The organism is Marinomonas sp. PE14-40 (genome assembly GCF_051623805.1).
Taxonomy (GTDB): Bacteria; Pseudomonadota; Gammaproteobacteria; order Pseudomonadales; family Marinomonadaceae; genus Marinomonas.
Genome location: NZ_CP130700.1, coordinates 1,236,215 through 1,260,533 on the forward strand (window position 1 = coordinate 1,236,215; position 24,319 = coordinate 1,260,533).

Sequence of the window (24,319 nt, forward strand, 5' to 3'; positions counted from 1 at the left end):
TTTTTATCATGGCTGTCTTTGTCTTTTTTATATTTAATTTTTTACTTTGAATTAGATGCAGCCAAAGCAAGCCCGTAACTAATAAAAGTACCACCAGAAATTCTCTGCATATATCTACGAAAGGTATCCTTTGAGAATAATTTTGAAACCTTATGCCCACCAACTGCATAAGCCATAAAACTAAAAAATGCGGTTAGTGCACAAACACCGACAAGTAGGATAGCCTGCGGGATAATTGGCGCGCTACTGACTAAAAACTGAGGGAATATCGCTCCAAAGAAAATGATTGCCTTTGGATTTCCTGCCGTCACAAAAAACGATTGAAGATACAGTTGAAAATTAATTATCTCATTAATTGTTACAAGCTCTTCATTATCTGATGTGTTTAGTCTTGATGCGCGCAACATACTAACTCCCATGTAGAAGAGGTAGCCTGCCCCCAACCATTTAATGATTTCAAACGCCGTTTCTGAAGCGATAAGAAGAGCTCCTAAACCCACAATGGATATTAATGCCTGAAGAAGAGTCGCAGTCACATTGCCTAATGCAGAAAAAACCGTTCTTTTCACACCATACTTTATGCCATGAGTTAATGCTAGAAACATACTAGGCCCAGGAATGATTGAAGTAAGGAATACAGTCACTGTAAAAATCAGATAGAACTCAAAAGACATGTCATAAACTCCGTTTAAATATTTGTCAGTGATTTATAGATGCAGCCATCATAGAGCACTTTCCTTGGCAGTACTATTAACTACTTAGCCAACCTTTCATAACCCAGAACGGCTAAACTCTGCTTTCTTTTAAACTGCTAGTGGGCTCAATACGTATCAAAGCCTGCAATAAGAGCCCAATCATTAGGCCATTCAGTAAATGCCAGAGAAAGTGACTACCTAAAGCAAAACTAGAGCACAAAGCGAGGTCATAGGTTCTTGCGACAAGGGATAAGCTAAAGACAACTGCAGCACTCATTACCCAAGGCCATATAGGGCGTTTTTTTATTAAGCTGATTAGGGCAAAAAACCAAAGCCCTATAAGAGCAGGCGTATATTGACCCGATCCATTTAAGGCATCTGTTGAGGCGTTCACTTGAGTGGCACTGCCTGAAATAAAGACCCAACCTAGGCTGATGAATAGAAGTGGTAACAACATCAACAAACGAGAGCCTGTTAAACCTTGGCGACCTGTAAGTTTCAAAAACACCACCAGCATATAAAGAGCAACAAAGCTCCAAATAGGGATGACATCCGCAAAGGATGACCAAAGATTAGCCGTGGTATGAAATAAGAAAGAGCCTAAGCCAATACAAGCTCCGAGTAGACATAATACCTTTGTGCTGATATCAAACGGCCCTCTTTTTCGAGCGCTTGATGCAGCCCAAAATGCAGCAATCACAAAACTTAGGTTAGATAGTGCATTGATTGGTTCAGCCCAAAATGCCGTTCCGACTCGTTCGCAGTAAAGATCTATCTCGGTAAACCATTCCATTTACTCACTTCCTTGTAATTGGGTTCAGGTTGATATGCTTATTGATCATAATGAGTATGACCTGCAAGAGCAGGCATTTTAGAGCAAGAGTGAGACTAAAACCATGCTAAAACAGGTATTAAAACGCTTGCTAAGTCGCTTTTTAATACCTGCTGTTGAGGCTGTAGATTAAAGCTATGACATGACAATTACTTTCCCACTGTTTAGAGCTTGTTCGTATTCTTGTGTTCCTTCATATACACAAGGTAATCAATGGCGTTGTCTATATCCTCATCGGATAAATCAGGCAGCCCTGTCATTCTACTTCTCGCTCTAAAGCTATCTGGATTACGGATAAACTGCTTCATATACTCTTTAGTACGATATTCGGTAATATTTTGCGGAATATTCAGCTCAGGGCCAATCACGCCACCGACTAAATTAACTGAGTGACAGGCCAAACAAGCACCTTTAAACAACTTGTAGCCTTCGTGAACTGAAGCGGATGCAGATTGCTCTGGTTTAATCACCTGATAGCTATCTTTGGCAGATATTTCTAAAGCAACTACCTGATGAGGCCAAGGGAAAATACCGAATGTTTCTTTTTGAGGCCACACCATATAAAAAGGCGAAGGATCAGCAATTTTCTTGCCCTCTCGCATTGGCTCAAAATCACCGGCAATGCCTTTACCATTTTGATCCAATTGACGATAGCTGATCAGGGCATCTGGGTATTTACGTAGAATGTCGCCATCAAGTACCGCCTTGTACCCATCTGCACAAACAACCGTAACCTCTGCTATGTCGTCTAATGAATAATTGCTGTGTTCTAGCATGGCTTTTAGCGAAATGCCTTCGTACGTTTTATCCTCATGATAAGACACATCGTAGACGGTAAAGGATTGCACTTTGAATGTGTCCATCATGTCAGACAGGGTCATCACTGACTCGTATTGTTCAGATTGAATTCTAAACTCCTGAGACTCGTCATAGGCCATTGCTGACATAGAAATACCTGCCGTCAGTAGGCAGCTCAACAAAATCCGTTTCATGAATAATCATCCTTATATTCAAGTTCCATAAAATCGTGCGGGATACTGCATGAAACGGGGGGAGAGATCAAAAGGTTTGTATCAATTTTTGAGAAGACTAACAAATGAGTGATTTAAGACTAAATTAGTACAATTAAAACAATAAGATAATAGAAAAATTAATTAACACTTAAACAATCCATTTAAGTAAAAAACTAGACTAAATAGCGATTAAAGCGCTTTCTAAGGAGTGCATTAATGTGTTCTGTTGGAGCGGCATTGATTGCTTTTTGCATTTCAAGGTATGCAGCTTGAGACTTCCCAATCTGAAAAAGTAAATCCGCTTTGACTGCATACCAGTGGTATGAGCATGCAAGCCAATTGGGTGGTGTGAGGCTAGCTAAAAAAGTGAGAGCCGCTTCTGGACCATCTAGATGAGATACTACTATGGCACGGTTTAAACCTAATAATGCCGAAGGGCTAATCTGTTGTAGTTTATCGTATGCCGATAAGATGCTTTGCCAATTGGTCTGTTCAAAGCTAGGAGCTAAACAATGCTCTGCGGCAATACTGGCCTCTAGATGATATCGAGATAAATGCTCACCTTTTGCTGAGTCAAGAAGGTAACTCATGCCGGTTTTAATGTATTTATCATGCCAGAGCGATCTGTTTTGATCCGAGAACAATATCAGTTCACCACTGCCCTCTTGGCGGCTATTCATTCTTGCGAGGTGAAAGAACATTAAGGCCAATAAGGCAAAGGCTTCGGGTTTATTACCACTAGGATGTTCCGACAAGACACTGGCAAGATGAATCGCTTCTTGACACAGATCTAGCCGAATTGCCTTGTCTGGATGGGATGATAAATACCCTTCGGTAAAAATTAGATAAATAACATTCAGTACATTTGAAAAGCGACTCTTAAGGTCAAATAAACTGAGGTTAGCAATATCTAGCTCACTCGTTTGTAGAGACGACTTAGCTCGATTAAAGCGTTTATAAACATTGGCTTCTGAGATGAAAAGGCGTTTAGCTATCTCGTTAGTACTAAAGCCGCACACGCTTTTAAGGGTAAAAACTAACTGTGATTGCGCTGGTAAGGATGAATCACAACAGATAAACAAAAGGGACAGCATATCGTCACTCATCTCTTTAGATAAGGGAATTTGCAAGCCCATTTCTTGTTTACTTTCTTGTTCATCCGTTTGAATTAACGCATGCTGAATGAGCAAGGTTTGTTTGCGTTTATCAGTGCGAAACTCAGACATCAGCGTGCGATAAGCCACTTGGTAAAGCCATGCACTTGGTTGCTTTGGTTCACCGCTCACAGGCCAAGTGTCTAAGGCGGTTAACATAGCATCTTGCACGGCATCTTCCACTAGGCTGAGATGCGCTATGCCTACCCGCTTACTTAAACTTGCGACAAGTTGACCATAATGATGTCGAAACAGATGATCAACTTGATGCGGCTTCGCTTGCTGATGGCTAGTACCATTTGAGTTCATTGGGCTATGCTGGTGTCCAGATTTCTCTAATTTCGATGCTCACGTTAGGGCTTTCTATCATAGGGCTTTGATTAATAACCGCTACGGCCTCTTCCATGTCTGCTGCACTAATCATCATATAACCGCCAACGATTTCTTTAAGCTCAATAAAAGGACCATCATCGACACCAGATTGGCGTACAACACTGGCACTGCCGTTCAATTTACCGCCCATGTCTTTAATATTATCTGCGAACTTATCTTGCCATTCTTGGTACTTGGCATACATAGCTTCCATCTCTGAAGGAGATGGTGAGGATAAGCTATCACAGCCTTGCTCTGATTCACTGCGTAAAATACACATATAGGTTTTATTAGACGTTTTTTTATCTGACATTGTTTTATCTGACATAGTTGCTCCAAAAGTTTGACCTTAGATCAGGGCTTAATTACCTCTGATACTCTATAAACGTGTGAGCTCGTGAGTTTTGGACACTTTTTTAAAATTTCTTTTCTCTTTAGAAAAATCTTCTCTTTAATAAAGGCCTCTATTTAGAAAAGGCCTCGATTCTCTGGTTAGCATCAATGCCTAATTCGCTTAACACTTGCACTAATTGCGTTTCATCTTCTTGAACTTGCTGCACTAACCAATCTTGGTATTTCGCCATGGCCCCTTTGCTGGGCTGCTTAGAGATTAAAAGATAGTCCAGTCCTAATAAAATCGGCATATTAAAAGGGATCACTAAGCGTTTTTCGGCTAAGGCTTTGATGGCATAAAACAGATCACACACCACTAACCCTATACCATTTTCTGCGGCTGACAGGGCCATATCTAGCGTTTCAAACTCATAACCTTGGCTAACATCAAGCGCTTCTTTTTCTAGTTCTTTTCCTTCTTGCCCTTTTCTTTCGAGGGCTGGCCCTCCTAGCAATTCATTCCAAGCTTGCCAGTGTATGTGTCCATCTAAGCGAGTGTGTATCAGGGTTTGCCCGATAAGGTCCTTAGCTGAATTTATTGGCTCACTTTTCTCAAGATAAGCGGGTGACGCTAATATGCAAAGCCACTCTTGCCTTAGTTTTACTATTGAGGCGTCTTTGTCTGTGTAATCTAGACAAGCATGTAAAGCGAGCTCATCCCCTTTCAGGTTGACGGTATCTGTGATTTTCCTCATCCAGGTGGTTTCAATATGCAAATCTAACTCAGGCTTGGACTGCTTAAGCTCGCCCATTTTAGGGATAAGCCATCTCGCTGCAAAAGTAGGCGGCACTTGTAATCTTAATAAAGGTTGGCTGCCTTGTATTTCATCCACTGCAAGTTGCAGTAAATCGAGGGCTTGGCTGGCCCTTTGTTGCAGTATCTTGCCTGATTCTGTTAACGCAAGTTGATGCCCTTCTCTTACAAAAAGTGCTGAGCCTAAAAAAGCTTCTAACCCTTTAATTTGTTTACTCACGCCACTTTGAGTGAGAGCAAGCTCGTCACCTGCTTTAGTGAAGTTTAAATGTCTGGCTGCTGCTTCGAATACGCGAATAGATTGCTGTGCAGGCAGCCTTGGATAACGCTTATTACCATGAATTTCAGTCATACCATAAGAACCAGAACTCGTTTGTTGATGACATGTTAAGTCTCTAAGCTATTGATCAGTTATCCCCTCTTAGTGACTCTATATTCGCTCACTATTCAACATATCCCTTAAATTGAGGACAAATTAGGAGAAGTTTATGTCAGATGATAAGTCATTACCTGCATTTTACAATGGTGAATTCATGACTCTGAGTCAGGTTAGCATTTCCCCCATGGATAGAGGTTTCTTGTTTGGCGACAGTGTCTATGAAGTAGTTCCAGCTTTTCATGGCCAATTGCTAGGTGCCCATGAGCACTTGCAGAGATTAATGCAAAGCTTAGCGAAAATTGACCTTAGCCTGCCCTATTCATTTGATGATTTAATGAGCGTTTGCCAGTCCCTTTTAAGTGAGCAGCAGACTTGCGAGCTGGTATATATTCAGGTCACCCGTGGTGTTGAAGCAATACGAAAACACCGTTTTCCTGTGACGGCTGAGCCAACTATCCTGCTTTACTCTCAACCTTATGACGTGCCTTTTGCTCTGGATTACCAAGGCTCTCATGCCTATTTCCAAGAGGATTTGAGATGGCAAAAGTGTGAGATAAAAACCACCAGCTTAATGGGCAATATTTTGGCTTATCAGCAACTTTATCAACAAGGTCATGAGAATGATGAAGCCCTGTTAGTGAGAGATGAATTGGTCGTCGAAGCCCCCAGCAGTAACCTCTTCATGGTGAAAGATAAGGTTATTTATACGCCACCACTTGATAACATTTTAGCGGGGGTTACGAGAGACTTGGTGGTTAAGCTAATTCATAAATCAAGTTTTGACCTAAAAGAGATCTCTCCCAGCAAAGCAATGCTATTGAATGCGGACGAGGTTTGGTTAACAAACTCCATTGAGGAGCTAAAGCCAATTATCGCCATTGAAGGTAAAAGCATAGGTTCTGGCAAACCCGGCCCGATTTGGCAGCAGCTTTTTAGTGCTTACCAAGAGTTAAAAGCCAAGAGTTAAAGAAACAAGAATTTAAAAGTCAGGAGTTAAAGATAGAAATAAATGGCCAAGCAGTAAAAGCAGACCTCAAGAACGAAAGAAAGAAGATAAAGCAATTTTATCCAAGTCTTACCTAAGAAGCTTGTATACTCTAATCACTCTTATTAAATTGAGTTGCGTTACTTCTTAGGTGAGACCCATGTCAGTAGAAAACCATTTTCAGTTTGCTAAAAGTGAAAGTCATGATGACATCATTTTATTAGAAGCCTCTATGCGAGACTTTACCTTTTGCAAACATGCCCATGAAGAATTCTCTTTTGGTATCACCTTGGCAGGCAGACAGGACTTCTTCTCCTTAGGCACACATCACAAAAGCCATGCAGGTAACGTGATGGCAATTAATCCTGGAGACGCCCACGATGGTCATGTGGGTACTAGCGACACCCTGCGTTATAAAATGCTTTACGTACACCCAGATACATTAGCACCCATGTTACAGCAAGCTGGGATTCATAACGCCGCTGACTTTCGTATCAAGGAAACGGTGCAAGACAACCCCGTTATGCAACAACACATTTTGCGTTTATTTAAACTGGTAGAAGACCCTGCTACCACTTCTATAGCTTATTATTCTGCCCTATACGAATTTGCCGTTTTGCTTGCTAAGCAAGAAGAAGGCATAGAGCAAGGGGCTATCTATCGTCGTCGCGATTCTGCATTAGAAAGAGCAAGAGAATACTTACATGCTCATCTTAGCCAAGAACTCTCCCTTGATGATTTAAGCGCCGAAGTACATATGTCCAAATTTCACTTTTTACGACGTTTTAAAGAGTACTTTGGCATGACACCTCACCAATACTGGCTTAATTATCGTATCAATCGTGCGAAAGATGCGTTAGAAGCCGGCACACCTTTGGCCGACATTGTGTTTGATTATGGCTTTAATGATTTAAGCCATTTTAACCGACGCTTTAAACCCGCTTATGGCAAGACCCCTTATCAGTTCCAAAGGGACTTTCTTCAAGGTAGATAGCTACAGCTTCAAGAGAAGTGATTTTCGAAAGTAAGTAACTAAACATCCGCCTAATCCACCTATTAATTTTTAATCATCAAATTCAGTTTGAGGGATCACTATGCTCGAAATTCTTATCTTTGCCTTTGGCATCATGTACAGTCCAGGGCCAATGAACATGCTTGCCCTGTTTGCTGGTGTTAATAATCAAGGGAAACAAGCCTTGCTGTTTTGTGTTGGGGTTGGCTTTGCCATGCTCATCTTATTTTTGCTGGTCGGCTATTTGGGTAGCAATATCATACCGCCACACTATCAAGCTGGAATCACTATCTTAGGCGCCCTCTATATAAGTTACTTGGGATTTAAGATTATGAAGTCGAGCTTTGCTAGCCATTCCCTGCAAACAAATAATACTCAGCTCTTCTTCAAAACAGGCTTTGTGTTGCAAATCTGTAACCCAAAAGCCTTGGTTGCCATCATTCCTATTGTATCGATTCAGTTCCCACGCGCTGCGATCGAAGGCAACCAGATTGCAGTATGGTCTTTTATTTTGGGCATGATGGCTTGTGGCGCGCCTAGCCTGTATTTATTGGCAGGACACAAACTTAAAACCTTTGCGTTAAACCCTAGAGTTATGGCATGGATAAACCGTGTAATGGCGCTGCTGCTTTGGTTTGTGGCTTATCAGTTTGTTGCTGTTTTATAGCTGGATCACCTATAAATATGGCTAAAAACATAACTAAAAAATGGCTAAAACATGACTAAAAACATAACTAAGAAACTAGTCAAAAAGGCCTTTTAGGGCTTCAAACAGCCACTCTTGAGCAGGGCCTCTTGAGTGGTTTTTCTCTGTCACCATATCAATCGGTGGGCTCCAGATTTTATGGTCGAAAGTTAAATCTAATTTACAAAGTTTACCAGCCTCTATCTCTTGCTTCACAAGGTGGGCGGGTAAATAAGACCAACCTAAGCCCTGCATTATCATGGCTTTAATATTAAGAAAGTCATTTGCCCACCATAAATTTGCGGATAAAAGTGGCGTACTTTGGTTGGTTTCAACCCTATCCTCTTTTAACGCGATTTGTTTATGGGCCGTTAGATCTCCCACATTGATTTTAGACATGCAGGCAAGTGGGTATTCTGCATGGCAAACAGCATAAAAAGGCAAATGGCCGATAAAGCACAAATCCACCAGTTTATTAAAGCTTGGATTAGCTAACATAATACCAATATCAGCACGACCTAAGCGCACTTCATTCGCAACTTGTAGACTCGAAGTTGTATTTACTTCTAAGGAGGTATTTGGAAACTTCTGATCAAACTCGGCCAAAATTTTAGTAAGAGCAGGCATCAATAAGGCGTTATCAAAGGTGATACGAACTAGCGCCTCTTCCTCTTTATTGATGGAATCCACTACGGCTTGAAACTCATTGACCTGATGCAAGATGGCCTCAGCATAGGGTTTTAGCCTTTCTCCTTCTGGTGTGAGGCTTGGCTTTCTTGTGGATCGATCAAAGAGCTGCACATCTAAATCTATCTCTAGATTAGCAATACCTTGGCTAATAGCAGATTGCACCTTCCCTAGCTTTTTTGCACAAGCAGAAAAAGAGCCTTGCTCTACCGTTTCGAGAAACATGCGTAACTGTTCTACATTATTCATATCATTAAAAGTGATAGTTATTAACTTGGTCTAATCAATATAAATAATAGAATACCCATTAACAAGCTGAGATTTTCTATTAGGAGTTTGAAATGAAAACGAAAGAACGTATTTTCCATGCATTGCTTTTTGAAGCGCTGGCACTCATTTTATTAATTAGCCTCGCCTCTTTGCTTCCAGGACAAGAAACCTCAGCAATGACTGGGCTTGCCATCGCACTCTCTGTTATCGCTATGGCTTGGAACTATATTTATAACGTGATCTTTGATCGCTTTTTCCCGGGCGATAGGCTAAAAAGAAGTTTTAAATTACGCTTAGGTCATGGTTTAGGTTTTGAAGCAGGCATGATTTTAGCGTCTTTTCCAGTGATTATGTGGGTCACTAAAATGAGCTTTTGGACTGTGTTTATGCTTGATATTGGCGCGGTAGTTTTCTTCATCATTTATGCCATTGCTTACAACTGGGCTTACGATGTCATTAAGGGAAAATTCTGGCCTAAGCAAGCGCCGCAAGGTGAAGCTTCGTAAAATCTAACAAGCTAGCTAATTTAAACTGTGACAATTCGAACTTAGGATTGTCATAGTGTTCCTTCTGGGGTACAACGATTACCTTCATATCCGCTGCAAGCCCAGCAGCCATGCCGGAAGCAGAATCTTCAAACACCACACATTGCTTAGGTTCTACATTGAGCCTTTGTGCGGTTTTAAGGTAAACATCGGGCGCAGGCTTCCCCTTTTCTACCTGTTCTGACGAAGTAATCACATCAAAGTAATGTCTTACCTCTAGGGCATCTAAAATCACTGGGATTAATTGATAGGGTGAATTGGTTGCCAAGCCTATCTTTAAGCCTTGTTCTTTACAGAAATGAAGAATCTCTTTTGCACCGGATTTTGCTTCGCCTTTTTGCCTAATGAGCAATTCGACTTGATCAATTACTGCCTGCTCGACAGATGCTAAAGAGTCACCTCGCCAAGGATGCTGCTGATACCAAAATTCAGTAACCTCTTTAGTTGTCATTGCCGCTGTGATGGCGCTCAATTCAGGGGTTACTTCTACGCCAAGGCGACTAAATACCTGATACTCAGCTTCTTGCCACAATGGCTCTGAATCAAACAATAAACCATCCATATCAAAAATTGCGGCAGTGATCATAGTCTCTTCTCTTTTGCTAAAGCAGTAATAGGTAAACTTAAGGTTTTAATAAGACACCTGATTTTAGAGAGTGAACTTTATCTTTAAAACAGTCTCTTAGAAAGTGGCTCTTAAAAAGTAAAAAGCAAAAAGTAAAAAGTGCCTCAACACTTTAATATAGAATTTTCTAATAAAGCATTATCGATACAAGGGAAAACACCAGATGCAGATCGAACGATTAACACCGCATATTGGCGCCATGATTCATGGAGTTAACCTCGCAAAATGCAGTGATGCTGAGTTCGAAATGGTTTATCAAGCTTGGTATCAAAACGGGGTTATTTTCTTGCCAGATCAGAAAATGACGCCTGAAGAGCATCTCAAAATTGCCACCCGTTTTGGTGAGCTTGCACCAGTTCATCCTTTCTTCCCGAATGTGAAAGAGACACCGCAAGTGAGTGTTATCGAAACAGTGAGAGGCAAAGCACCACTAGAAAGCGTTTGGCATACGGATTTAACTTGGCAAACAAGACCATCTAAAGCCTCGCTGCTACATGCCCAGCATTTACCAGAAGTAGGTGGCGATACTATTTGGTGCTCTATGAGAGCTGTGTTTAATGCTCTGTCTGAAGAGGATAAAAGCAGCGTTCGCCAGCTTAAGACAATGCACTCATTGCATGCATTTGAAAACATAAAAACAGACGATGTAAATGCCGACTGGCATAAAGATGTAATTAAAACAGCGGCGGCGAACCCCCCGGTTGAGCACCCTATGGTCACTAAACTACCTGAAACAGGTGAAGAAATTCTCTTTATCAACGAGCAGTTCACCCGCTTTGTCTTTAGCTTGAATGACACCGAAAGCCGAGCACTACTCGATCGGCTATTTGCTATAGCAAGGCAAGCTGAGTATCAGGTACGCTTTAAATGGCAGCCAAATACACTTGCCATTTGGGATAATCGTAGCACGCAACATTATGCTGTGATTGATTATGGTGATGAGCCGAGAAAACTACACAGGGTGACGGTTTATTAAAAGCTTGAGCGACGCTTTTTTTAAGTGACATACAAAGTTTTATTTGAGTGGTGCCTTAGGCTTTGATAGCAGACAGGTATTGTTCGAGATCTTCTGGGTAATCGATATCAAAAAGCGCATTATCCATCACTTGCAGGCTTAGATTATCTTTCGCCGCCATCAAGATAGGCTTTGCACCTTGTTTGCCTTTAAGACCTTTTAGCTCAGTAAATTGGCTGGCTGGAAAAATCGCAGGCACACCGGGTTTATTGGCATAGTAAGCAGTTCGAACTGTCTGTCCATCGTAACCTTTGATGAGATTCTCAAGGTCTTCAAGGTTGACCTTTACTTGATCAGACAAGGTAAAAAGCACCCCGTCATAATCGCCTAAGCTTTGTATAACCTCACTTGCTTTAGCGATAGATGCACCCAAGCCGAGCGACCAATCTGGATTATAAATCACCTCGGCTTTGTCCATTATGATTGGATTGATCTGCTCATGATAAGCACCTAATACAACAAAGGGTTTGATTCTATTTGGTTGGGTATGAGTCGGTTGGTTTTGAGTCTGCTCAGCCAAAGCGGTTAAGGTCTCAAGGCTATGAAGTATCATGGCCTTATCGTGCACTTCTGCCAACTGTTTACAGCTGCCAAAGCGACTCGCATTGCCAGCCGCTAATAGCACGTAAGCTATTTTCATTAGCTGGCTATCCTCGTCTCTTCATTCTGCTCGTTCTGCTCACCTTGGGACACATTGCTATGATGCAGCACGCTATGACACTGGGCTAGAATAGATAGAGCAATACTCTCAGGCAACTGTCCGCCAATATCAAAACCAGCTGGTGAAGCGACTTTTGATACAAGTTGAGAAGGTTTGAGTTTCGCGATACCCAGTACCTCTTGAAACCTATGTTTAGGCCCTAGCATGGCCACATAATCAATTACTTTAACCTGTGCACTTTTTAATGCTTTAGCGTCAATTTCCATGCTGTGAGACATGATCACCATCGCATCCACACCTTGATTAAGCAGATACTCAGACAAAGGCTCGCCCACATCGTCCAATATCATATCGGCATTGGGGAAGTTCTTTGCTCTGGCATGGCTGGCTCTTGGATCAGCAAGTGTAATTTTCCAGCCCATTTCTTTAGCCATATTAACCAAAGGTTTAGCATCCACACCACCACCTACAATAACTAAATGTGGCTCTGGCACAATCGGCTGCACTAACCAGCTTTCTTCAATAGGTTTTTCGGCATTGCGGCTTTCGTCACTGCGGTGTTGAATAACCACCTTTTGAAAAGGCTTGTCAGCCAGCGGTTCAAAATAAGCCTGATTCGCATTGATCTTTTGGTGATACAAGCCTGGCTGACGATTTTCTAACGCCGTCAACATAGCACCTAGACCTAGGTCATTTTCCTTGGTGATAGCTTGCAGCATGATATACACCTTACCGCCACAGCCTATGCCTAACTGATAGGACCAATCGTCCTCATCGGTTGCATCATAACTGAGTAATAAGGGGTTACCCCATTGCAATACTTTTCTGGCATTGCGGACAATATCAGCTTCTAAGCAACCTCCGCTTAACAAACCGTATTGCTCTCCTCGACTGTTTATAAGGGTCAAGGCCCCTGCTTTTCGATAGCAGGAGCCTTGTGTCTTATAAACCGTCCCCAGCACCCAATCAGCCTCATCTTGGCCTTTTTTCCATGCTTGTAGCATAGCTGTCAGTTGGTTGCTCATAGGAAGGTACCTCAGCTAAATGTGAAACCTGCTTTTGTCATAGGAAGATCCGTAATTCGCATACCCGTAACAGCATAAATTGCGTTAGCAATCGCTGGCCCTGTTGGTGGAACGGCTGGTTCTCCTACCCCAGTTGGCGCTTCGTTAGATCGAACAATTTCAACTTCAATCTCTGGCATATCACCAAAACGAGTTGGTTCATATTGTGGGAAGTTAGCTTCAATAACTTCGCCTTTATCCAGTGTGACCTCATTACGCGCAATGGCACCCAGCGCAAAGCCTGCACCGCCTTCCATTTGAGCCTTGATAACGTCAGGGTTAATGGCAACACCACAATCAACGGCGATGTAAAGCTTATCAATATGGACTTGCTTGGCTTTAACACTGACATCAGCCACTACTGCCACATAGGTATTAAAGGAGAAGTGAGACGCGAAACCGCGTTTATCACCCTCTTTCCAATTCGCCATGTCGCGAGCTGTTTTAATGGTGTTCGCCATGCGTTGGCCTTTCGCGTCCGCCTGATTAAGCAAACTTAATCTAAGAGCAACAGGATCACGCTTGGCTTTTGCTGCTGCCATATCCATCAAGCTTTCCATTACAAACGCCGTATGAGAATGGCCGACTGAACGCCACCAAAGTACAGGAATCACAGACTTAAAGTCACTTACACCCATAGACATGTTAGGTACTTGGTACAAGGTGTCTGATAGACCTTCAACACTGGTATGGTCGATACCGTTATGAACCACCATGGCTTCAAACGGTGTACCTTTCATAATAGGTTGAGCAGCGACGTGGTGGTCCCAGCCTAGTAGTTGACCTTTTGCATCCAGACCGATTTTCGCTCTGTGCATAGACATAGGACGGTAATAACCGCCACGGATATCGTCTTCACGGCTCCACACAAGTTTAACCGGCGTTTGACCGCCATAAGCTTGGAATGCCAAAGCCGCTTCTACATGGTAATCCGAATTTGCATTGGCACGACGACCAAATGAGCCACCCGCGTAGAAGGTTTTCACCTCAACTTGTGACTGCTCTAATCCTAAGACATAAGCAACTACGCCTTGTACTAAACTTGGGCCTTGGCAGCCGTCATGGAATCTCACCCCATTTGCTGTTTTTTCGATGACACAGTTTAAAGGCTCCATTGGGGCATGGGATAAGAAAGGAAATTGGAAATCCGCTTCAACCAAATGCTCGGCATCTTGCATGGCTGTATTGGCGGCTTCTTTCGTTGTCGGTAAACCATTAAACATGGCGGGTTCATCGACAAGTCGTTTGTACTCAGCACGCATTTCCTCTGTGCCACGGGTCTCTGCACCAGAGAAGTCCCAGCTCACTTTCAATGCGTCTCTTGCTTTGAATGCCGCCCACGTATTTTTCGCATAAACAGCAATACCTGCTTTGTTAGCAAGTGGTTTGGCATCGACAAAACCGCCTATTTTTTTAGCGCCATCTAGATTAAATGAACTTACCTTGCCACCGAATTTAGGTGAACGATGAATCGCCACATACAACATGCCCGGTAATTTCACGTCCATGGCAAACATAGCTTGGCCAGTGGTTTTTGCTTGAGAATCTTTACGTGGCAGTTTGAGTTTACCTATCAGGTTGAACTGATCAGGCGTTTTAGTGACTGGCTTATCATTTGGCTTAAGCGTCATGGCTTCTTTCACAAACTCACCAAAGTGCGCAGTTTTACTGCCAACACTGATAACACCATTGCGAATTTGGATTTGATTTGGACTCACATTCCAAGCGGCACTTGCGGATCTCACTAATAGATCTCTCGCCATGGCACCGGCTTCACGGTATTGCATGTAAGAGTTAGCAATGGCAGTAGAACCCCCCGTTAACTGAGCACCAAAGAAAAGGTTTTTGTAACGAATGCCGTCAGCTGGTGCGAAGTCTATCTTCATTTTTTGCCAATCGGCATCTAATTCTTCTGCTACCAAAGTCGTTAGGCCTGTTGTTGTTCCTTGGCCCATTTCAAAATGTTTGATGACAACTGTGATTTCACCGTCTTGGTTAATGCTTACAAATGGATTGACGACCACATCACCAGTACCAACCGCTAATAAACCACCCGCGTTCAAACCTACCATCATAACGGCAGAACCCGTTGCGGCTGACTTTAAGAAACCTCGTCTTGAAATAGTCTGACTCATCTTATGCCTCCAAGTTTTTAGCTGCGGTTTTAATCGCGTCTTTAATACGCACGTAAGTGGCACAACGACAAACATTACCTTGCATCGCGGCTTCTATTTCGGCATCCGATGGTGATGGGTTTTGTTTAAGCAAACCCACTGCAGACATAATTTGGCCCGATTGGCAGTAACCGCACTGCACTACGTCTTTTTCGTTCCATGCTGCTTGTACTACTTTGGCGGTTTTATCTTCTAGACCTTCGATTGTGGTGATTTCATTTTCGCCAACTGCATCGATTGGAAAAGAGCATGAACGAATTGGTGCACCTTGAAAATGCACAGTACAGGCACCGCATGCAGCAACACCGCAACCGAATTTTGTACCCGTTAGATCTAGCTCATCACGAATAACCCATAACAAAGGTGTCCCTGGTTCTGCTTCGACTTCTTGTGCTTTTCCGTTAACGTTTAATTTGTATAACATACCGTCTCCCATGCCTGTTTAACCAAATACCACCCAAACCTGCCCGTTCTTTATTTCGGTGATGTTTAATAAGTGTTTGTTATGTGAAATGCTCGCTCCTTATAAATAGCGCCATTACAACTTAGTTCATACTAGAGACTTTAGCTGAAGAGAACTTATCAAATACTCTAAAACACCTGCCTAATTCTCCAGAGAGATTGTGTCCGGTGTGCTTTATGGCAAAAAATTCAATATACTTTTTATTTCCCAACACAGATGAAACAAGGCCAAAATGACATTAACCGAGTTGTTAGCATTAGCGACGAATTACATGGAATCTCAGTCAATGGGCAACGATGAACTACTATCACCTATCCCTGATTTCTTTGTGCATCAGTCGAAAAAGCCTACTCAATTAAATGCCTGCTTTTATCACCCTATTGCCTGCATCATTCTACAAGGGAGTAAGGAGGCTATTGTTGGGGATGAGAAAATATCTTATCGGGCTGGCATGTCATTAATTGCTAGCCATAGCGTACCCGCCTTTTCTCGTATTGTTGAAGCGAGCGAGGAAGCTCCTTACATTGGCCTCGCCATTTGCTTAGATTTGAGCATACTTCGTAGTTTACAGCGTGAAATTGGTGAGCTAGATATTCTAAACAAAGAGTTCAAACCACTAAGTACAGCGCAATCCAGCCATGAGCTAATTGATGCCATGGGCCGCTATTTTTCCTTAGTAGGTAAGCCCTTAGAAATGAAGGTGATGGGGCCATTAATTTTAAAAGAAATTCACTTTTTATTATTGAAGTCATCCAATGGTAATATGCTGCGACACCTAACAGGGCAAGACAGCCATGTGAGTAAAGTCGCTCAAGCCATTGAGCAAATACGTCAGAATTTTAAAACGACCCTATCTATACCTGATCTTGCTAAAAACATTGGTATGAGCACCTCTTCTTTTTACGAGCACTTCAAACAAGTGACTAAGTCGACACCTTTACAGTATCAAAAAGAATTAAGGTTAATAGAAGCACAGCGTTTGATCCGAGAAGAGAATACCTCAGTTTCAGCAGCCGCTTTTGAAGTCGGTTACGAAAGCCCTACTCAGTTTAGCCGAGAGTATTCCCGTAAATTTGGTAATACTCCAAGACAAGAATTAGCCGTGCTTACCTAAAGGCAAGCGAAAAAACTAGCTAAGCACGCTCTCATCAAGAATCTCTTTTTCCACTAACTGACTTAATAAGTCACGGCTCTTTTCTCTTAGCCTATCCCTTAGTAACCTGACAGCGGGTGAAATGGATTGTTTGCTTGGGCAAATTAACCAAAGCTCTGTGGGAGTTGGGTGATACTCAGGCATGATATTCACCACTCTTTGGGCTAATAAATCTGCCGCCATATCTAAGCTAGATTTAACCGCTATGCCTTTGCTTGCGACACACCAGCGCCTTACGAGGTCGCCATCATTAGAGACTCGATTACCTTTCACCTTCATTTTGATCTCGTTATTTTCATGCCTAAAATTCCAGACATCATAAACCACATCTTGTAGCTGGTAGTTCAAGCTATTATGTTCAGAAAGCTCATGAGGATGTTTGGGTGTGCCATGTTGGGCGAGATATTCATGGGTGGCGCAGGTTAGTCTTGGCACATTGCAAATTTTAAAACCGTAAAGATTAGAATCATCAGGGAAGCCATATCGCAGGGCAATATCGACAGAGTCTCGATAGAAATCGATATTAGAATCGCTAATGTTTGTCCTAAGACTTAAATCTGGGTAGTCATCCATAAACTCATCTAGCCAAGGAATAACAAGATTACGCCCCAAATCTGATGAGACAGCAAGTCTTAACTCGCCCTCAACTATGTCTAACCCATCTTTCATATTCTGTTTAGCTTGGGACAATATCTGCAAGGCCTGCTGACATTGAGGAATGTACTTTTCACCCGCACTTGAGATTCTAAGTTGCCTTGTTGTTCTCACAAACAAAGACACACCGAGTTCAGCCTCTACTCGTTTTAATGCCGCACTTGCTGTGCCTGTGCGCATATCTAGGCTTATTGCCGCTGCGGTTATACTACGAAATTCCGCCACTTTCAGGACGACATGTAAATCTTCTAAAAGCATATTATCCAAAATTATTAGAAAAAGATTCAATGATTATCCTGTTTATCTATCAATATGCAATCCCTATCATGTGCTCATCAGTTCAGTAAACGAACTCAAAATTTAAAGGAGATACACAATGAAAGCGATCGGCTATAAAGCATCTTTACCTATCTCAGATGCGAACTCTTTGATGGATATTGAAGTAGCACAACCTAAGGCTACAGGTCATGATTTATTAGTTAAAATTGATGCAATTGCAGTGAATCCAGTGGATTGCAAGATACGTCAGAATGTTGCGCCAGAAGGTGATGAACATAAAATTATTGGTTGGGATGCTGTCGGTGAAGTGGTTGCTACAGGCGAAGCCACCAGCCTTTTTAAACCCGGTGATAAAGTGTTTTACGCCGGCGATCTCACTCGTTCTGGTAGTAATTCTGAATTCCAACTTGTTGATGAACGTATTGTTGGCCATAAGCCGAAAAGTTTGAATAATGCTGAAGCTGCCGCTTTGCCATTAACCGCCATTACAGCCTATGAATTACTATTTGATCGCCTTGCAATCAAAACCCAAGCACCTGGCACAAATACAAAATCTGACGAAGTTATTCTTGTGGTTGGAGCTGCAGGCGGTGTGGGCTCTATCTTGATTCAACTGGCTAAAGCGATTTCTGGTGCAACCATTATCGGTACAGCATCTCGTGAGTCATCTAAAACTTGGGTTAAAGAGTTAGGCGCAGATTATGTGGTTGACCATACGAAAGACCTAGCAGATCAAATCAATGCACTTGAAATTGGCCCTGTTACCCATGTTGCTAGTTTAAATAGCACGGATAGCTACTTTGAAACCTATACCGAAATCTTAAAGCCTTTTGGCAAGATTGCTCTCATAGATGATCCTGCAACATTGGATGTTTCTAAGATGAAGCGTAAGAGCTTGTCACTTCATTGGGAGTTTATGTACACGCATTCTATGTTCAAAACAGAAGACATGAACAAGCAAAACCTGCTGCTTAATAAAGTCGCTGACCTTGTAGACCAAGGATTTATTAAGACCACAGTGAATAAGCAATTAAGCCCGATTAATGCAGTAAACCTAAGAGCAGCTCATGAAGCAATTGAATCAGGCCAATCTATTGGCAAGATTGTTCTGGAAGGCTTCTAAACCTGTTTGATCAAAACGTTTTACAATTATTAAAAATTAAATTGAAAGGAATTAAAAATGACTAAGCTAACGATTGTTGCCAATATCAAAGCACATGAAGATAAAATTGAATTAGTAAAAGCGGAACTTTTAAAGCTAGTTGACATTACTCGTGCTGAAGAAGGTTGCATTAACTATGACCTTCACCAAGATAACGAAAACCCTGCTCACTTCATGTTTTTTGAGAACTGGGAAACACGTGAACTTTGGCAAACACACATGGGCAACCAACATTTACAAGACTATATGGCCGCTACTGAAGGCGCTGTTGTTGAGTTTACCCTTAACGAAATGAACCACATCGCTTAAGTTTAGATAAACGGTTGAAACGACCCTAATAAATGCCTGATTAACCGCTTGTTGTTAATCAGGCTTTTTATTAGGTTTCTGAACTTGAACTCACTAGAGTAGTCCCACTCAATCTTAGTTAATCTCTGCGAATAACATGATACAAAGCTGGAGATGGTTTTACGCCTTCTATTCGAGGAAGACCAGCATTCGCTCGCATTGATTGAGTTGCTTTTGTATATTCCTCGACAGTGCGCCACTGAGCCACATTAATCAGCCTATATTGTGCATCTGAAGATAGGGATTGATGTAATGCTGTCGAAATATAGCCTGGCTGTTGCTGTAAATAATCTCGAGCCTTTTCCCACATTTTAATGGCCTCTCCAAGTTGATGCTCTGGTACCTTGAAGGAATTGATCAAGACAATATTTTCGTTTGCCAGTGCAAATGTAGAGAAAACACTTGATACAACAAACATCATAGATAGAACTAAATTTTTCATCTTTATTACCTCTGCTAGCTTTTATCCTACTGGATTTCAGCCTATTTAATATTTAAACCTGACACTTAACAGTGCGCTATTTCATTACTCGAATACTCATTTTAAAAAACGAGGTTACCAAAGTGATCGGTATTTCATATGGCAGGAACGACAAGAAGAGTCAGCTAACTTAAAGGCTTGCTTAACTCTTTTTACATCCTCTTCAGAAGCTGCTGCATACATCTGTACATATGCACTTTCTAAACGCGATAAACGAGCACTAAAGTCATCCCAGTTCTTCCAAATTTTGCTGCTACTTCTTCCATCACTTTTTGAGCCTTCAGGGAAAACCCACTTTCTCCAGGAGCTGCTACTACCACCCTTTCCTCCACTTTGATTTGGGAACAGATGAGCAAGCTCTGCTACATGTTTAGATAACATCTCAGCTTGAACCGAGATTGCTGACATTTCACCTTGCTCAATGAGCTTTTCTAATGACTCAGTGCCATTTTCCACTTTATTAAAAAGCGCTTGCCTCTGTTCAACAACATTCTGCTGTGCTGCCAAAAATCCTGAGAAAAGCACCATTAAAAGACTTGATAGAAGTTGTTTATGCATTTTCACCGGTCCAATTAGTTGCTGAGATTGATCACAAGGTAGCATGAAGAAAAATTAGTTGCAAACGCAACAATAGCATTTGCTAAATTTTATTTTTTATCATTATAATGGCGCTAAATTCATGCTTTTAGATGTTTTGGAGTTGGTATGATTAAAAAATGGGATCTAGCAATTAGGCTTTATCATTGGGGCCAAGCCTTATTAGTGGTGCTTTTACTTACATCTGGTTTTAGCGGGAAAGGATCTACTCTCATTCATATTGGCGCAGGGCTAATCTTAATGACATTGTTATTTTGGCGTATTGCATGGGGAGTGATTGGCAGTGAAACAGCCCGTTTTTCTCACTTTTTAGCAGGGCCGCAAGCCATAATAAAGTATCTAAGTAGCGGCGAAAGTAAGCATGTTGGACATAACCCTGCAGGTGCTATTATGGTAATAATGATGCTGATATTGTTAATGCTTCAGACGACATCTGGACTGATGACAACAGATTTCATCGATGGTGTTTTTCTAATAGGAATGGACAAGATAAATACTTTAGAAAATCTGCATAAGTTGAATGCTATCTTGTTATTAGTGCTTATTTTCATTCATATTCTTGCCATTATTATCTACCGATCGAAAGGCATTTTTTTGGTAAAGGCAATGATTAGTGGGTATAGTAGCAGTGATCAGAAACAGCCTTTTTTAAAAGGTAATCTCCGAGCTGGGTTAACATTCTTGTTAAGCCCACTTGTGACGATTAGCTTAATTACAACGCTGTATTTTTTAAGCTATTAAAGACATTTAAATGGCCAAATACATTTAAATGATTTGAGACCATATAAATGAGCAAAGAAGCACCAAATAACAAACTCCCTAGACATACTAGTTTTGGTTGGTTAATCGCCGTGCTAGGTGGCCAAATGGCTAACGGATTAGATAGCAGACTAAAAGAAATAGGCCTTCATATTGGCCTTTGGCCTACTTTGTTTGCCCTCTGGGAAGAAGAAGGTTTAACTCAGACAGAGTTAGCTCATAGATGCCAAACAGCCCATTACACGACCACTCGCGTATTGGACTCTCTTGAAAAATTAGACTTAGTAGAAAGAAGAGCACATCCAACTAGCAGACGTGCTTTTCAAATATTTTTGACTGAGAAAGGCAGAAGTTTAGAAGCAGAAGGCACAAGCCGTGCAAATGAGTGTAATCAAGAATTTTTATCTGCTTTAACACCAGAAGAAAACGATGAATTACATAAACTCGTGGCTAAAATTATCAAACAGAGCTAATGCTTATTTTTTCAATTAGCTCAATTTTCCAATTGAGCTAATATGTAGGCATTTCTGCCACCTTCTTTAACCTGATAAAGCGCTGTGTCTGCGGCTCTAAATAGAGACTCAACACTGTTGCCATGAAGAGGATAAACGGCACCGCCTATGCTTGTTCCTACTCTTAGCAATAGGTTTTCAAACAATATTGGCTGTTGGAACTCTTTCAGTATTTTCTGAGCGCAGGAATTGAGTTTTTGCGCATCACCAGCACTTTGCAGCATGATAATAAACTCATCACCACCTACTCTGGCAACTAAATCTCCCCTTTGAATTTGAGCATTAAGCCTTTTTGCAACTTCTTGCAAAACGGCATCACCTGCTAGGTGTCCATGGTTATCATTTATTTGTTTAAAGTAATCAAGGTCTACCCACAAGATAGCAAAAGGGTGACCAGCTGATTCGCCTTGTTGTAAAAGTGATTCCAACTCTTGATTCAGCTTCATTCTATTTGGCAGCTGAGTCAGAGGGTCATGATAGGCTTGATGGATAATGCGTAATTCAATTTCTTTCTGCTCAGTAATATCTTGATTAGTACCAAGTAAACGAATGCTATTACCTTCTTCATCAGACTTGATACCAACATGTGTGGAGATATAACGTTCTACTCCGTTGGGTAGAATAATTCTAAATTCAAAGTTGAAATCAACACCTGCATCAATGCCCTCTTGTGTTGCGGCTTGTGTTCGCTCTAGGTCATCAGGATGTATAAGATTTTCAAATAGTGTGCGACTCGGTTCAATAGCTGAATCTATACCGAATATGCGATAAGTCTCGTTCGACCAAATTTGTTTGTTAGTCTTAAGGTCCCAATCCCAACAACCAAGATTCACTAAAGATTGAGCGGCTTTTAGGCGCTCTTCACTTTCTCTTAACGCATGCTCTGCTCGTTTTTGATCGGTAATGTCTTGATTTGTCCCGAGCACTCTAACTTTTTTACCTTGCTCATCTTTTTCGAATGTTAGATGAGAGTAGATGTATCGTTCTTCTCCATTTGGTCTGATGATACGAAAACCATAAGTAATATCATCTTCTTGGCTAATACCTTGTTCTAGCTTTTCTCTGACATAATCAAGATCGTCAGGGTGTAACAAGGACTCAAATAACTCTCGCGTTACCACAACATTCGAATCAACACCTAGAATCTCATAGGTTTTATCAGACCAAGCTTGCTCGTTGGTTACCAGATCCCAATCCCAAGTCCCTAACGCCACCAATTTATAAGCAGCAATTAACCTTTGTTCACTTCTTTTTAGCTTTTTAAGAAGTGCTTCCTCTTCTCGATTCAGCATATTTCTACCAACAAGTACGTGAGGCCTTTGAAGCAGACTCCACTAAGTCACTATCCCTAAACATGAGTCCTTTTTGTTTCTTAGCTAATTAGAATACCAAAGATAAGTGTAGTTCAGCTAATCAAATTAAGAACAGATTCGTCTTAGCTTAACCCTCATATAAGATGAGAATTCAGGCCTATCATGGTGGCTTTTATCAGGGCGAAACAGCTTTAAGTCAATCCGTATTAGATTAAACTTTGCGTAATTCTCCAATCACCCTCTTCATAACCGACCTTCGCTAATGCACCATTAATTAGCGTTAAGTTTGGCGGCACATGGCCAATATCCATATCAATTAACACTGGAATACCAAGGTCAGATAAATGTCTTTTTATCACTTCATAGTAATTTAAATCATCTTTGTCATCAGAATCTGGATATGCAGAGCGCCCGAGTAATATGGCCTTGAGATGGGTAAAAACACCTTTAAACTTCATACTGAGAATACTTCTTGTTAGGTCCGCTGGTGTCATTTCAACATTTTCTAGGTATAAAATAACGCCTTCTTCATGCTGTTTAGCGTAATTTTTTAAATCTAAGTAAGGTGTATCAAATAGATGTATCAGGGTATCCCAACAGCCCCCTATTAGACGCCCCTCTATGCTTGACTCACTTAAAGGAGCCACCAGCCAATGCCACTGTGTTTTCAGATAAGGTTCTAGCACTGCCGCTGTATTAGTCACGCTATCAGGCCATTTATCCGTGTACTCTTGAGACGCATATTGGGTAAAACTAGTACCTGTGTTTGTCGTTATATTCGTTAGAAAATTAGCGGTTAAGGTTTCGGTTTCATTTGCCACTAGATTCATTAAATTTGGACTATGAGCCGTTGCCCAATTTAACTTTGAACTCATAACAACCATGAGCGTACTAATATCTGAAAAGCCAAAGAGCCACTTAGGCTTAGCCTCTTTTAAGCGGTCAAAATCTAAAAGCGGCAATATCTCCATAGTAAGTTCACCACCCCAAGGCGCGGCAATAGCATCAAGAGTGTCATCTAGTAAGAATGACATTAACTCATCTGCTCTTTGTTCTGCAGATGCACTAACATGTTTGCGATTACCCATCAGACACTTGCCTTCGATAATGACATAACCTTTCTCTTTTAAGTCTGTCACTACATGCTGGTATCTTCCCTTTGCAGCATCATTGATTCCAGATGAAAAGGCGGTAACTGCAATAACACTTCCTTGTTCCAATGGGGCGGGATAAATCATATATCGTCCTTAATTCTTTATTTTTCAGCATTAAAAATGCGACCA

At 41.5% G+C, this 24,319-nt stretch carries 27 protein-coding genes; 10 read left to right on the top strand and 17 right to left on the bottom strand.

The window, feature by feature from the left end:
- Positions 1–41: 41 nt before the first annotated feature.
- From Q0A08_RS05695 to Q0A08_RS05720, 6 genes are all read right to left on the bottom strand, one after another.
- Positions 42–674, bottom strand: coding sequence for a LysE family translocator (locus Q0A08_RS05695; protein WP_438465514.1), 633 nt, complete (start codon positions 672–674; stop codon positions 42–44).
- A 112-nt stretch (positions 675–786) separates the two neighbouring features.
- Positions 787–1,488 carry a ceramidase domain-containing protein gene (locus Q0A08_RS05700; RefSeq protein ID WP_438465515.1) on the bottom strand — a complete coding sequence of 234 codons (702 nt, stop codon included), beginning with the start codon at positions 1,486–1,488 and terminating at the stop codon, positions 787–789.
- A gap of 203 nt (positions 1,489–1,691) precedes the next feature.
- Positions 1,692–2,519, bottom strand: a complete 828-nt coding sequence (locus Q0A08_RS05705; protein ID WP_438465516.1) for a c-type cytochrome — start codon at positions 2,517–2,519, stop codon at positions 1,692–1,694.
- A gap of 194 nt (positions 2,520–2,713) precedes the next feature.
- Positions 2,714–4,003 (bottom strand): RNA polymerase sigma factor, encoded by a 1,290-nt coding sequence (locus Q0A08_RS05710; RefSeq protein WP_438465517.1) that lies wholly within the window; start codon positions 4,001–4,003, stop codon positions 2,714–2,716.
- A gap of 4 nt (positions 4,004–4,007) precedes the next feature.
- A complete protein-coding gene (locus Q0A08_RS05715; RefSeq protein WP_438465518.1) occupies positions 4,008–4,394 on the bottom strand; it encodes a YciI family protein in 387 nt (128 codons plus the stop codon).
- A gap of 136 nt (positions 4,395–4,530) precedes the next feature.
- Entirely contained in the window at positions 4,531–5,565 is a 1,035-nt protein-coding gene (locus Q0A08_RS05720; protein WP_438465519.1) for a LysR substrate-binding domain-containing protein, read from the bottom strand.
- Positions 5,566–5,701: 136 nt separating this feature from the next.
- Here Q0A08_RS05720 and Q0A08_RS05725 point away from each other — a divergent pair, with 136 nt between their 5' ends.
- The 3 genes from Q0A08_RS05725 (at position 5,702) to Q0A08_RS05735 (ending at position 8,256) form a co-directional block, all read left to right on the top strand.
- The gene (locus tag Q0A08_RS05725) at positions 5,702–6,559 is read left to right on the top strand and encodes an aminotransferase class IV (protein ID WP_438465520.1); all 858 of its coding nucleotides are present in this window, start codon (positions 5,702–5,704) and stop codon (positions 6,557–6,559) included.
- Between the two features lie 178 nt (positions 6,560–6,737).
- Complete coding sequence (locus tag Q0A08_RS05730) at positions 6,738–7,571, top strand: helix-turn-helix domain-containing protein (protein WP_438465521.1); 834 nt, start codon at positions 6,738–6,740, stop codon at positions 7,569–7,571.
- Between the two features lie 100 nt (positions 7,572–7,671).
- Positions 7,672–8,256 carry a LysE family translocator gene (locus tag Q0A08_RS05735; protein WP_438465522.1) on the top strand — a complete coding sequence of 195 codons (585 nt, stop codon included), beginning with the start codon at positions 7,672–7,674 and terminating at the stop codon, positions 8,254–8,256.
- A gap of 75 nt (positions 8,257–8,331) precedes the next feature.
- On the opposite strand, the gene Q0A08_RS05740 is transcribed toward Q0A08_RS05735, so the two are convergent.
- Complete coding sequence (locus tag Q0A08_RS05740) at positions 8,332–9,186, bottom strand: LysR family transcriptional regulator (RefSeq protein ID WP_438465523.1); 855 nt, start codon at positions 9,184–9,186, stop codon at positions 8,332–8,334.
- A gap of 116 nt (positions 9,187–9,302) precedes the next feature.
- On the opposite strand from Q0A08_RS05740, the gene Q0A08_RS05745 reads away from it, so the two are divergent.
- A complete protein-coding gene (locus tag Q0A08_RS05745) occupies positions 9,303–9,737 on the top strand; it encodes a PACE efflux transporter (RefSeq protein ID WP_438465524.1) in 435 nt (144 codons plus the stop codon).
- Here Q0A08_RS05745 and hxpB read toward each other — a convergent pair.
- Positions 9,706–10,362, bottom strand: a complete 657-nt coding sequence (hxpB, locus tag Q0A08_RS05750; protein WP_438465525.1) for a hexitol phosphatase HxpB — start codon at positions 10,360–10,362, stop codon at positions 9,706–9,708. The genes Q0A08_RS05745 and hxpB overlap by 32 nt on opposite strands.
- 202 nt (positions 10,363–10,564) lie before the next feature.
- On the opposite strand from hxpB, the gene Q0A08_RS05755 reads away from it, so the two are divergent.
- Positions 10,565–11,377: a TauD/TfdA dioxygenase family protein gene (locus Q0A08_RS05755; protein WP_438465526.1), complete on the top strand. Its 813-nt coding sequence runs from the start codon at positions 10,565–10,567 to the stop codon at positions 11,375–11,377.
- 55 nt (positions 11,378–11,432) lie between these two features.
- On the opposite strand, the gene Q0A08_RS05760 is transcribed toward Q0A08_RS05755, so the two are convergent.
- The 4 genes from Q0A08_RS05760 to Q0A08_RS05775 are packed head-to-tail and all read right to left on the bottom strand — an operon-like array spanning position 11,433 to position 15,739.
- Positions 11,433–12,056 carry a nucleotidyltransferase family protein gene (locus Q0A08_RS05760; protein ID WP_438465527.1) on the bottom strand — a complete coding sequence of 208 codons (624 nt, stop codon included), beginning with the start codon at positions 12,054–12,056 and terminating at the stop codon, positions 11,433–11,435.
- A complete protein-coding gene (locus Q0A08_RS05765) occupies positions 12,056–13,102 on the bottom strand; it encodes an XdhC family protein (protein ID WP_438465528.1) in 1,047 nt (348 codons plus the stop codon). Before Q0A08_RS05765 ends, Q0A08_RS05760 begins: the two co-directional genes overlap by 1 nt.
- An 11-nt stretch (positions 13,103–13,113) precedes the next feature.
- Complete coding sequence (locus Q0A08_RS05770; RefSeq protein WP_438465529.1) at positions 13,114–15,276, bottom strand: molybdopterin cofactor-binding domain-containing protein; 2,163 nt, start codon at positions 15,274–15,276, stop codon at positions 13,114–13,116.
- Between the two features lies 1 nt (position 15,277).
- Positions 15,278–15,739, bottom strand: a complete 462-nt coding sequence (locus Q0A08_RS05775; protein WP_438465530.1) for a (2Fe-2S)-binding protein — start codon at positions 15,737–15,739, stop codon at positions 15,278–15,280.
- 271 nt (positions 15,740–16,010) lie between these two features.
- On the opposite strand from Q0A08_RS05775, the gene Q0A08_RS05780 reads away from it, so the two are divergent.
- Positions 16,011–16,892 carry an AraC family transcriptional regulator N-terminal domain-containing protein gene (locus Q0A08_RS05780; RefSeq protein ID WP_438465531.1) on the top strand — a complete coding sequence of 294 codons (882 nt, stop codon included), beginning with the start codon at positions 16,011–16,013 and terminating at the stop codon, positions 16,890–16,892.
- Between the two features lie 15 nt (positions 16,893–16,907).
- Here Q0A08_RS05780 and Q0A08_RS05785 read toward each other — a convergent pair whose 3' ends face one another.
- A complete protein-coding gene (locus tag Q0A08_RS05785) occupies positions 16,908–17,873 on the bottom strand; it encodes a LysR substrate-binding domain-containing protein (RefSeq protein WP_438465532.1) in 966 nt (321 codons plus the stop codon).
- A gap of 88 nt (positions 17,874–17,961) precedes the next feature.
- Here Q0A08_RS05785 and Q0A08_RS05790 point away from each other — a divergent pair, with 88 nt between their 5' ends.
- Positions 17,962–18,987, top strand: coding sequence for a zinc-binding alcohol dehydrogenase family protein (locus Q0A08_RS05790; RefSeq protein ID WP_438465533.1), 1,026 nt, complete (start codon positions 17,962–17,964; stop codon positions 18,985–18,987).
- Positions 18,988–19,044: 57 nt separating this feature from the next.
- Positions 19,045–19,335, top strand: a complete 291-nt coding sequence (locus Q0A08_RS05795; RefSeq protein WP_438465534.1) for a putative quinol monooxygenase — start codon at positions 19,045–19,047, stop codon at positions 19,333–19,335.
- A gap of 118 nt (positions 19,336–19,453) precedes the next feature.
- Here Q0A08_RS05795 and Q0A08_RS05800 read toward each other — a convergent pair whose 3' ends face one another.
- Both Q0A08_RS05800 and Q0A08_RS05805 read right to left on the bottom strand, forming a co-directional pair.
- Entirely contained in the window at positions 19,454–19,816 is a 363-nt protein-coding gene (locus tag Q0A08_RS05800; RefSeq protein ID WP_438465535.1) for an antibiotic biosynthesis monooxygenase family protein, read from the bottom strand.
- A gap of 114 nt (positions 19,817–19,930) precedes the next feature.
- A complete protein-coding gene (locus Q0A08_RS05805) occupies positions 19,931–20,413 on the bottom strand; it encodes a c-type cytochrome (RefSeq protein WP_438465536.1) in 483 nt (160 codons plus the stop codon).
- Positions 20,414–20,560: 147 nt separating this feature from the next.
- Between Q0A08_RS05805 and Q0A08_RS05810 the strand changes: the two genes are divergently transcribed.
- On the top strand, positions 20,561–21,193 hold the full coding sequence (locus Q0A08_RS05810) for a cytochrome b/b6 domain-containing protein (protein ID WP_438465537.1): 633 nt from the start codon (positions 20,561–20,563) through the stop codon (positions 21,191–21,193).
- A 47-nt stretch (positions 21,194–21,240) separates the two neighbouring features.
- Positions 21,241–21,684: a MarR family winged helix-turn-helix transcriptional regulator gene (locus Q0A08_RS05815; protein WP_438465538.1), complete on the top strand. Its 444-nt coding sequence runs from the start codon at positions 21,241–21,243 to the stop codon at positions 21,682–21,684.
- A gap of 20 nt (positions 21,685–21,704) precedes the next feature.
- On the opposite strand, the gene Q0A08_RS05820 is transcribed toward Q0A08_RS05815, so the two are convergent.
- On the bottom strand, positions 21,705–23,015 hold the full coding sequence (locus tag Q0A08_RS05820) for a diguanylate cyclase domain-containing protein (RefSeq protein WP_438465539.1): 1,311 nt from the start codon (positions 23,013–23,015) through the stop codon (positions 21,705–21,707).
- A gap of 227 nt (positions 23,016–23,242) precedes the next feature.
- The gene (locus Q0A08_RS05825) at positions 23,243–24,274 is read right to left on the bottom strand and encodes a S66 family peptidase (protein ID WP_438465540.1); all 1,032 of its coding nucleotides are present in this window, start codon (positions 24,272–24,274) and stop codon (positions 23,243–23,245) included.
- Between the last annotated feature and the right edge of the window lie 45 nt (positions 24,275–24,319).

Coding starts and splice junctions, on each gene's coding strand:
- Q0A08_RS05695 (WP_438465514.1), bottom strand. CDS start 674: ATGTCTTTTGAGTTCTATCTGATTTTTACAGTGACTGTATTCCTTACT.
- Q0A08_RS05700 (WP_438465515.1), bottom strand. CDS start 1,488: ATGGAATGGTTTACCGAGATAGATCTTTACTGCGAACGAGTCGGAACG.
- Q0A08_RS05705 (WP_438465516.1), bottom strand. CDS start 2,519: ATGAAACGGATTTTGTTGAGCTGCCTACTGACGGCAGGTATTTCTATG.
- Q0A08_RS05710 (WP_438465517.1), bottom strand. CDS start 4,003: ATGAACTCAAATGGTACTAGCCATCAGCAAGCGAAGCCGCATCAAGTT.
- Q0A08_RS05715 (WP_438465518.1), bottom strand. CDS start 4,394: ATGTCAGATAAAACAATGTCAGATAAAAAAACGTCTAATAAAACCTAT.
- Q0A08_RS05720 (WP_438465519.1), bottom strand. CDS start 5,565: ATGACTGAAATTCATGGTAATAAGCGTTATCCAAGGCTGCCTGCACAG.
- Q0A08_RS05725 (WP_438465520.1), top strand. CDS start 5,702: ATGTCAGATGATAAGTCATTACCTGCATTTTACAATGGTGAATTCATG.
- Q0A08_RS05730 (WP_438465521.1), top strand. CDS start 6,738: ATGTCAGTAGAAAACCATTTTCAGTTTGCTAAAAGTGAAAGTCATGAT.
- Q0A08_RS05735 (WP_438465522.1), top strand. CDS start 7,672: ATGCTCGAAATTCTTATCTTTGCCTTTGGCATCATGTACAGTCCAGGG.
- Q0A08_RS05740 (WP_438465523.1), bottom strand. CDS start 9,186: ATGTTTCTCGAAACGGTAGAGCAAGGCTCTTTTTCTGCTTGTGCAAAA.
- Q0A08_RS05745 (WP_438465524.1), top strand. CDS start 9,303: ATGAAAACGAAAGAACGTATTTTCCATGCATTGCTTTTTGAAGCGCTG.
- hxpB (WP_438465525.1), bottom strand. CDS start 10,362: ATGATCACTGCCGCAATTTTTGATATGGATGGTTTATTGTTTGATTCA.
- Q0A08_RS05755 (WP_438465526.1), top strand. CDS start 10,565: ATGCAGATCGAACGATTAACACCGCATATTGGCGCCATGATTCATGGA.
- Q0A08_RS05760 (WP_438465527.1), bottom strand. CDS start 12,056: ATGAAAATAGCTTACGTGCTATTAGCGGCTGGCAATGCGAGTCGCTTT.
- Q0A08_RS05765 (WP_438465528.1), bottom strand. CDS start 13,102: ATGAGCAACCAACTGACAGCTATGCTACAAGCATGGAAAAAAGGCCAA.
- Q0A08_RS05770 (WP_438465529.1), bottom strand. CDS start 15,276: ATGAGTCAGACTATTTCAAGACGAGGTTTCTTAAAGTCAGCCGCAACG.
- Q0A08_RS05775 (WP_438465530.1), bottom strand. CDS start 15,739: ATGTTATACAAATTAAACGTTAACGGAAAAGCACAAGAAGTCGAAGCA.
- Q0A08_RS05780 (WP_438465531.1), top strand. CDS start 16,011: ATGACATTAACCGAGTTGTTAGCATTAGCGACGAATTACATGGAATCT.
- Q0A08_RS05790 (WP_438465533.1), top strand. CDS start 17,962: ATGAAAGCGATCGGCTATAAAGCATCTTTACCTATCTCAGATGCGAAC.
- Q0A08_RS05795 (WP_438465534.1), top strand. CDS start 19,045: ATGACTAAGCTAACGATTGTTGCCAATATCAAAGCACATGAAGATAAA.
- Q0A08_RS05800 (WP_438465535.1), bottom strand. CDS start 19,816: ATGAAAAATTTAGTTCTATCTATGATGTTTGTTGTATCAAGTGTTTTC.
- Q0A08_RS05805 (WP_438465536.1), bottom strand. CDS start 20,413: ATGCATAAACAACTTCTATCAAGTCTTTTAATGGTGCTTTTCTCAGGA.
- Q0A08_RS05810 (WP_438465537.1), top strand. CDS start 20,561: ATGATTAAAAAATGGGATCTAGCAATTAGGCTTTATCATTGGGGCCAA.
- Q0A08_RS05815 (WP_438465538.1), top strand. CDS start 21,241: ATGAGCAAAGAAGCACCAAATAACAAACTCCCTAGACATACTAGTTTT.
- Q0A08_RS05820 (WP_438465539.1), bottom strand. CDS start 23,015: ATGCTGAATCGAGAAGAGGAAGCACTTCTTAAAAAGCTAAAAAGAAGT.
- Q0A08_RS05825 (WP_438465540.1), bottom strand. CDS start 24,274: ATGATTTATCCCGCCCCATTGGAACAAGGAAGTGTTATTGCAGTTACC.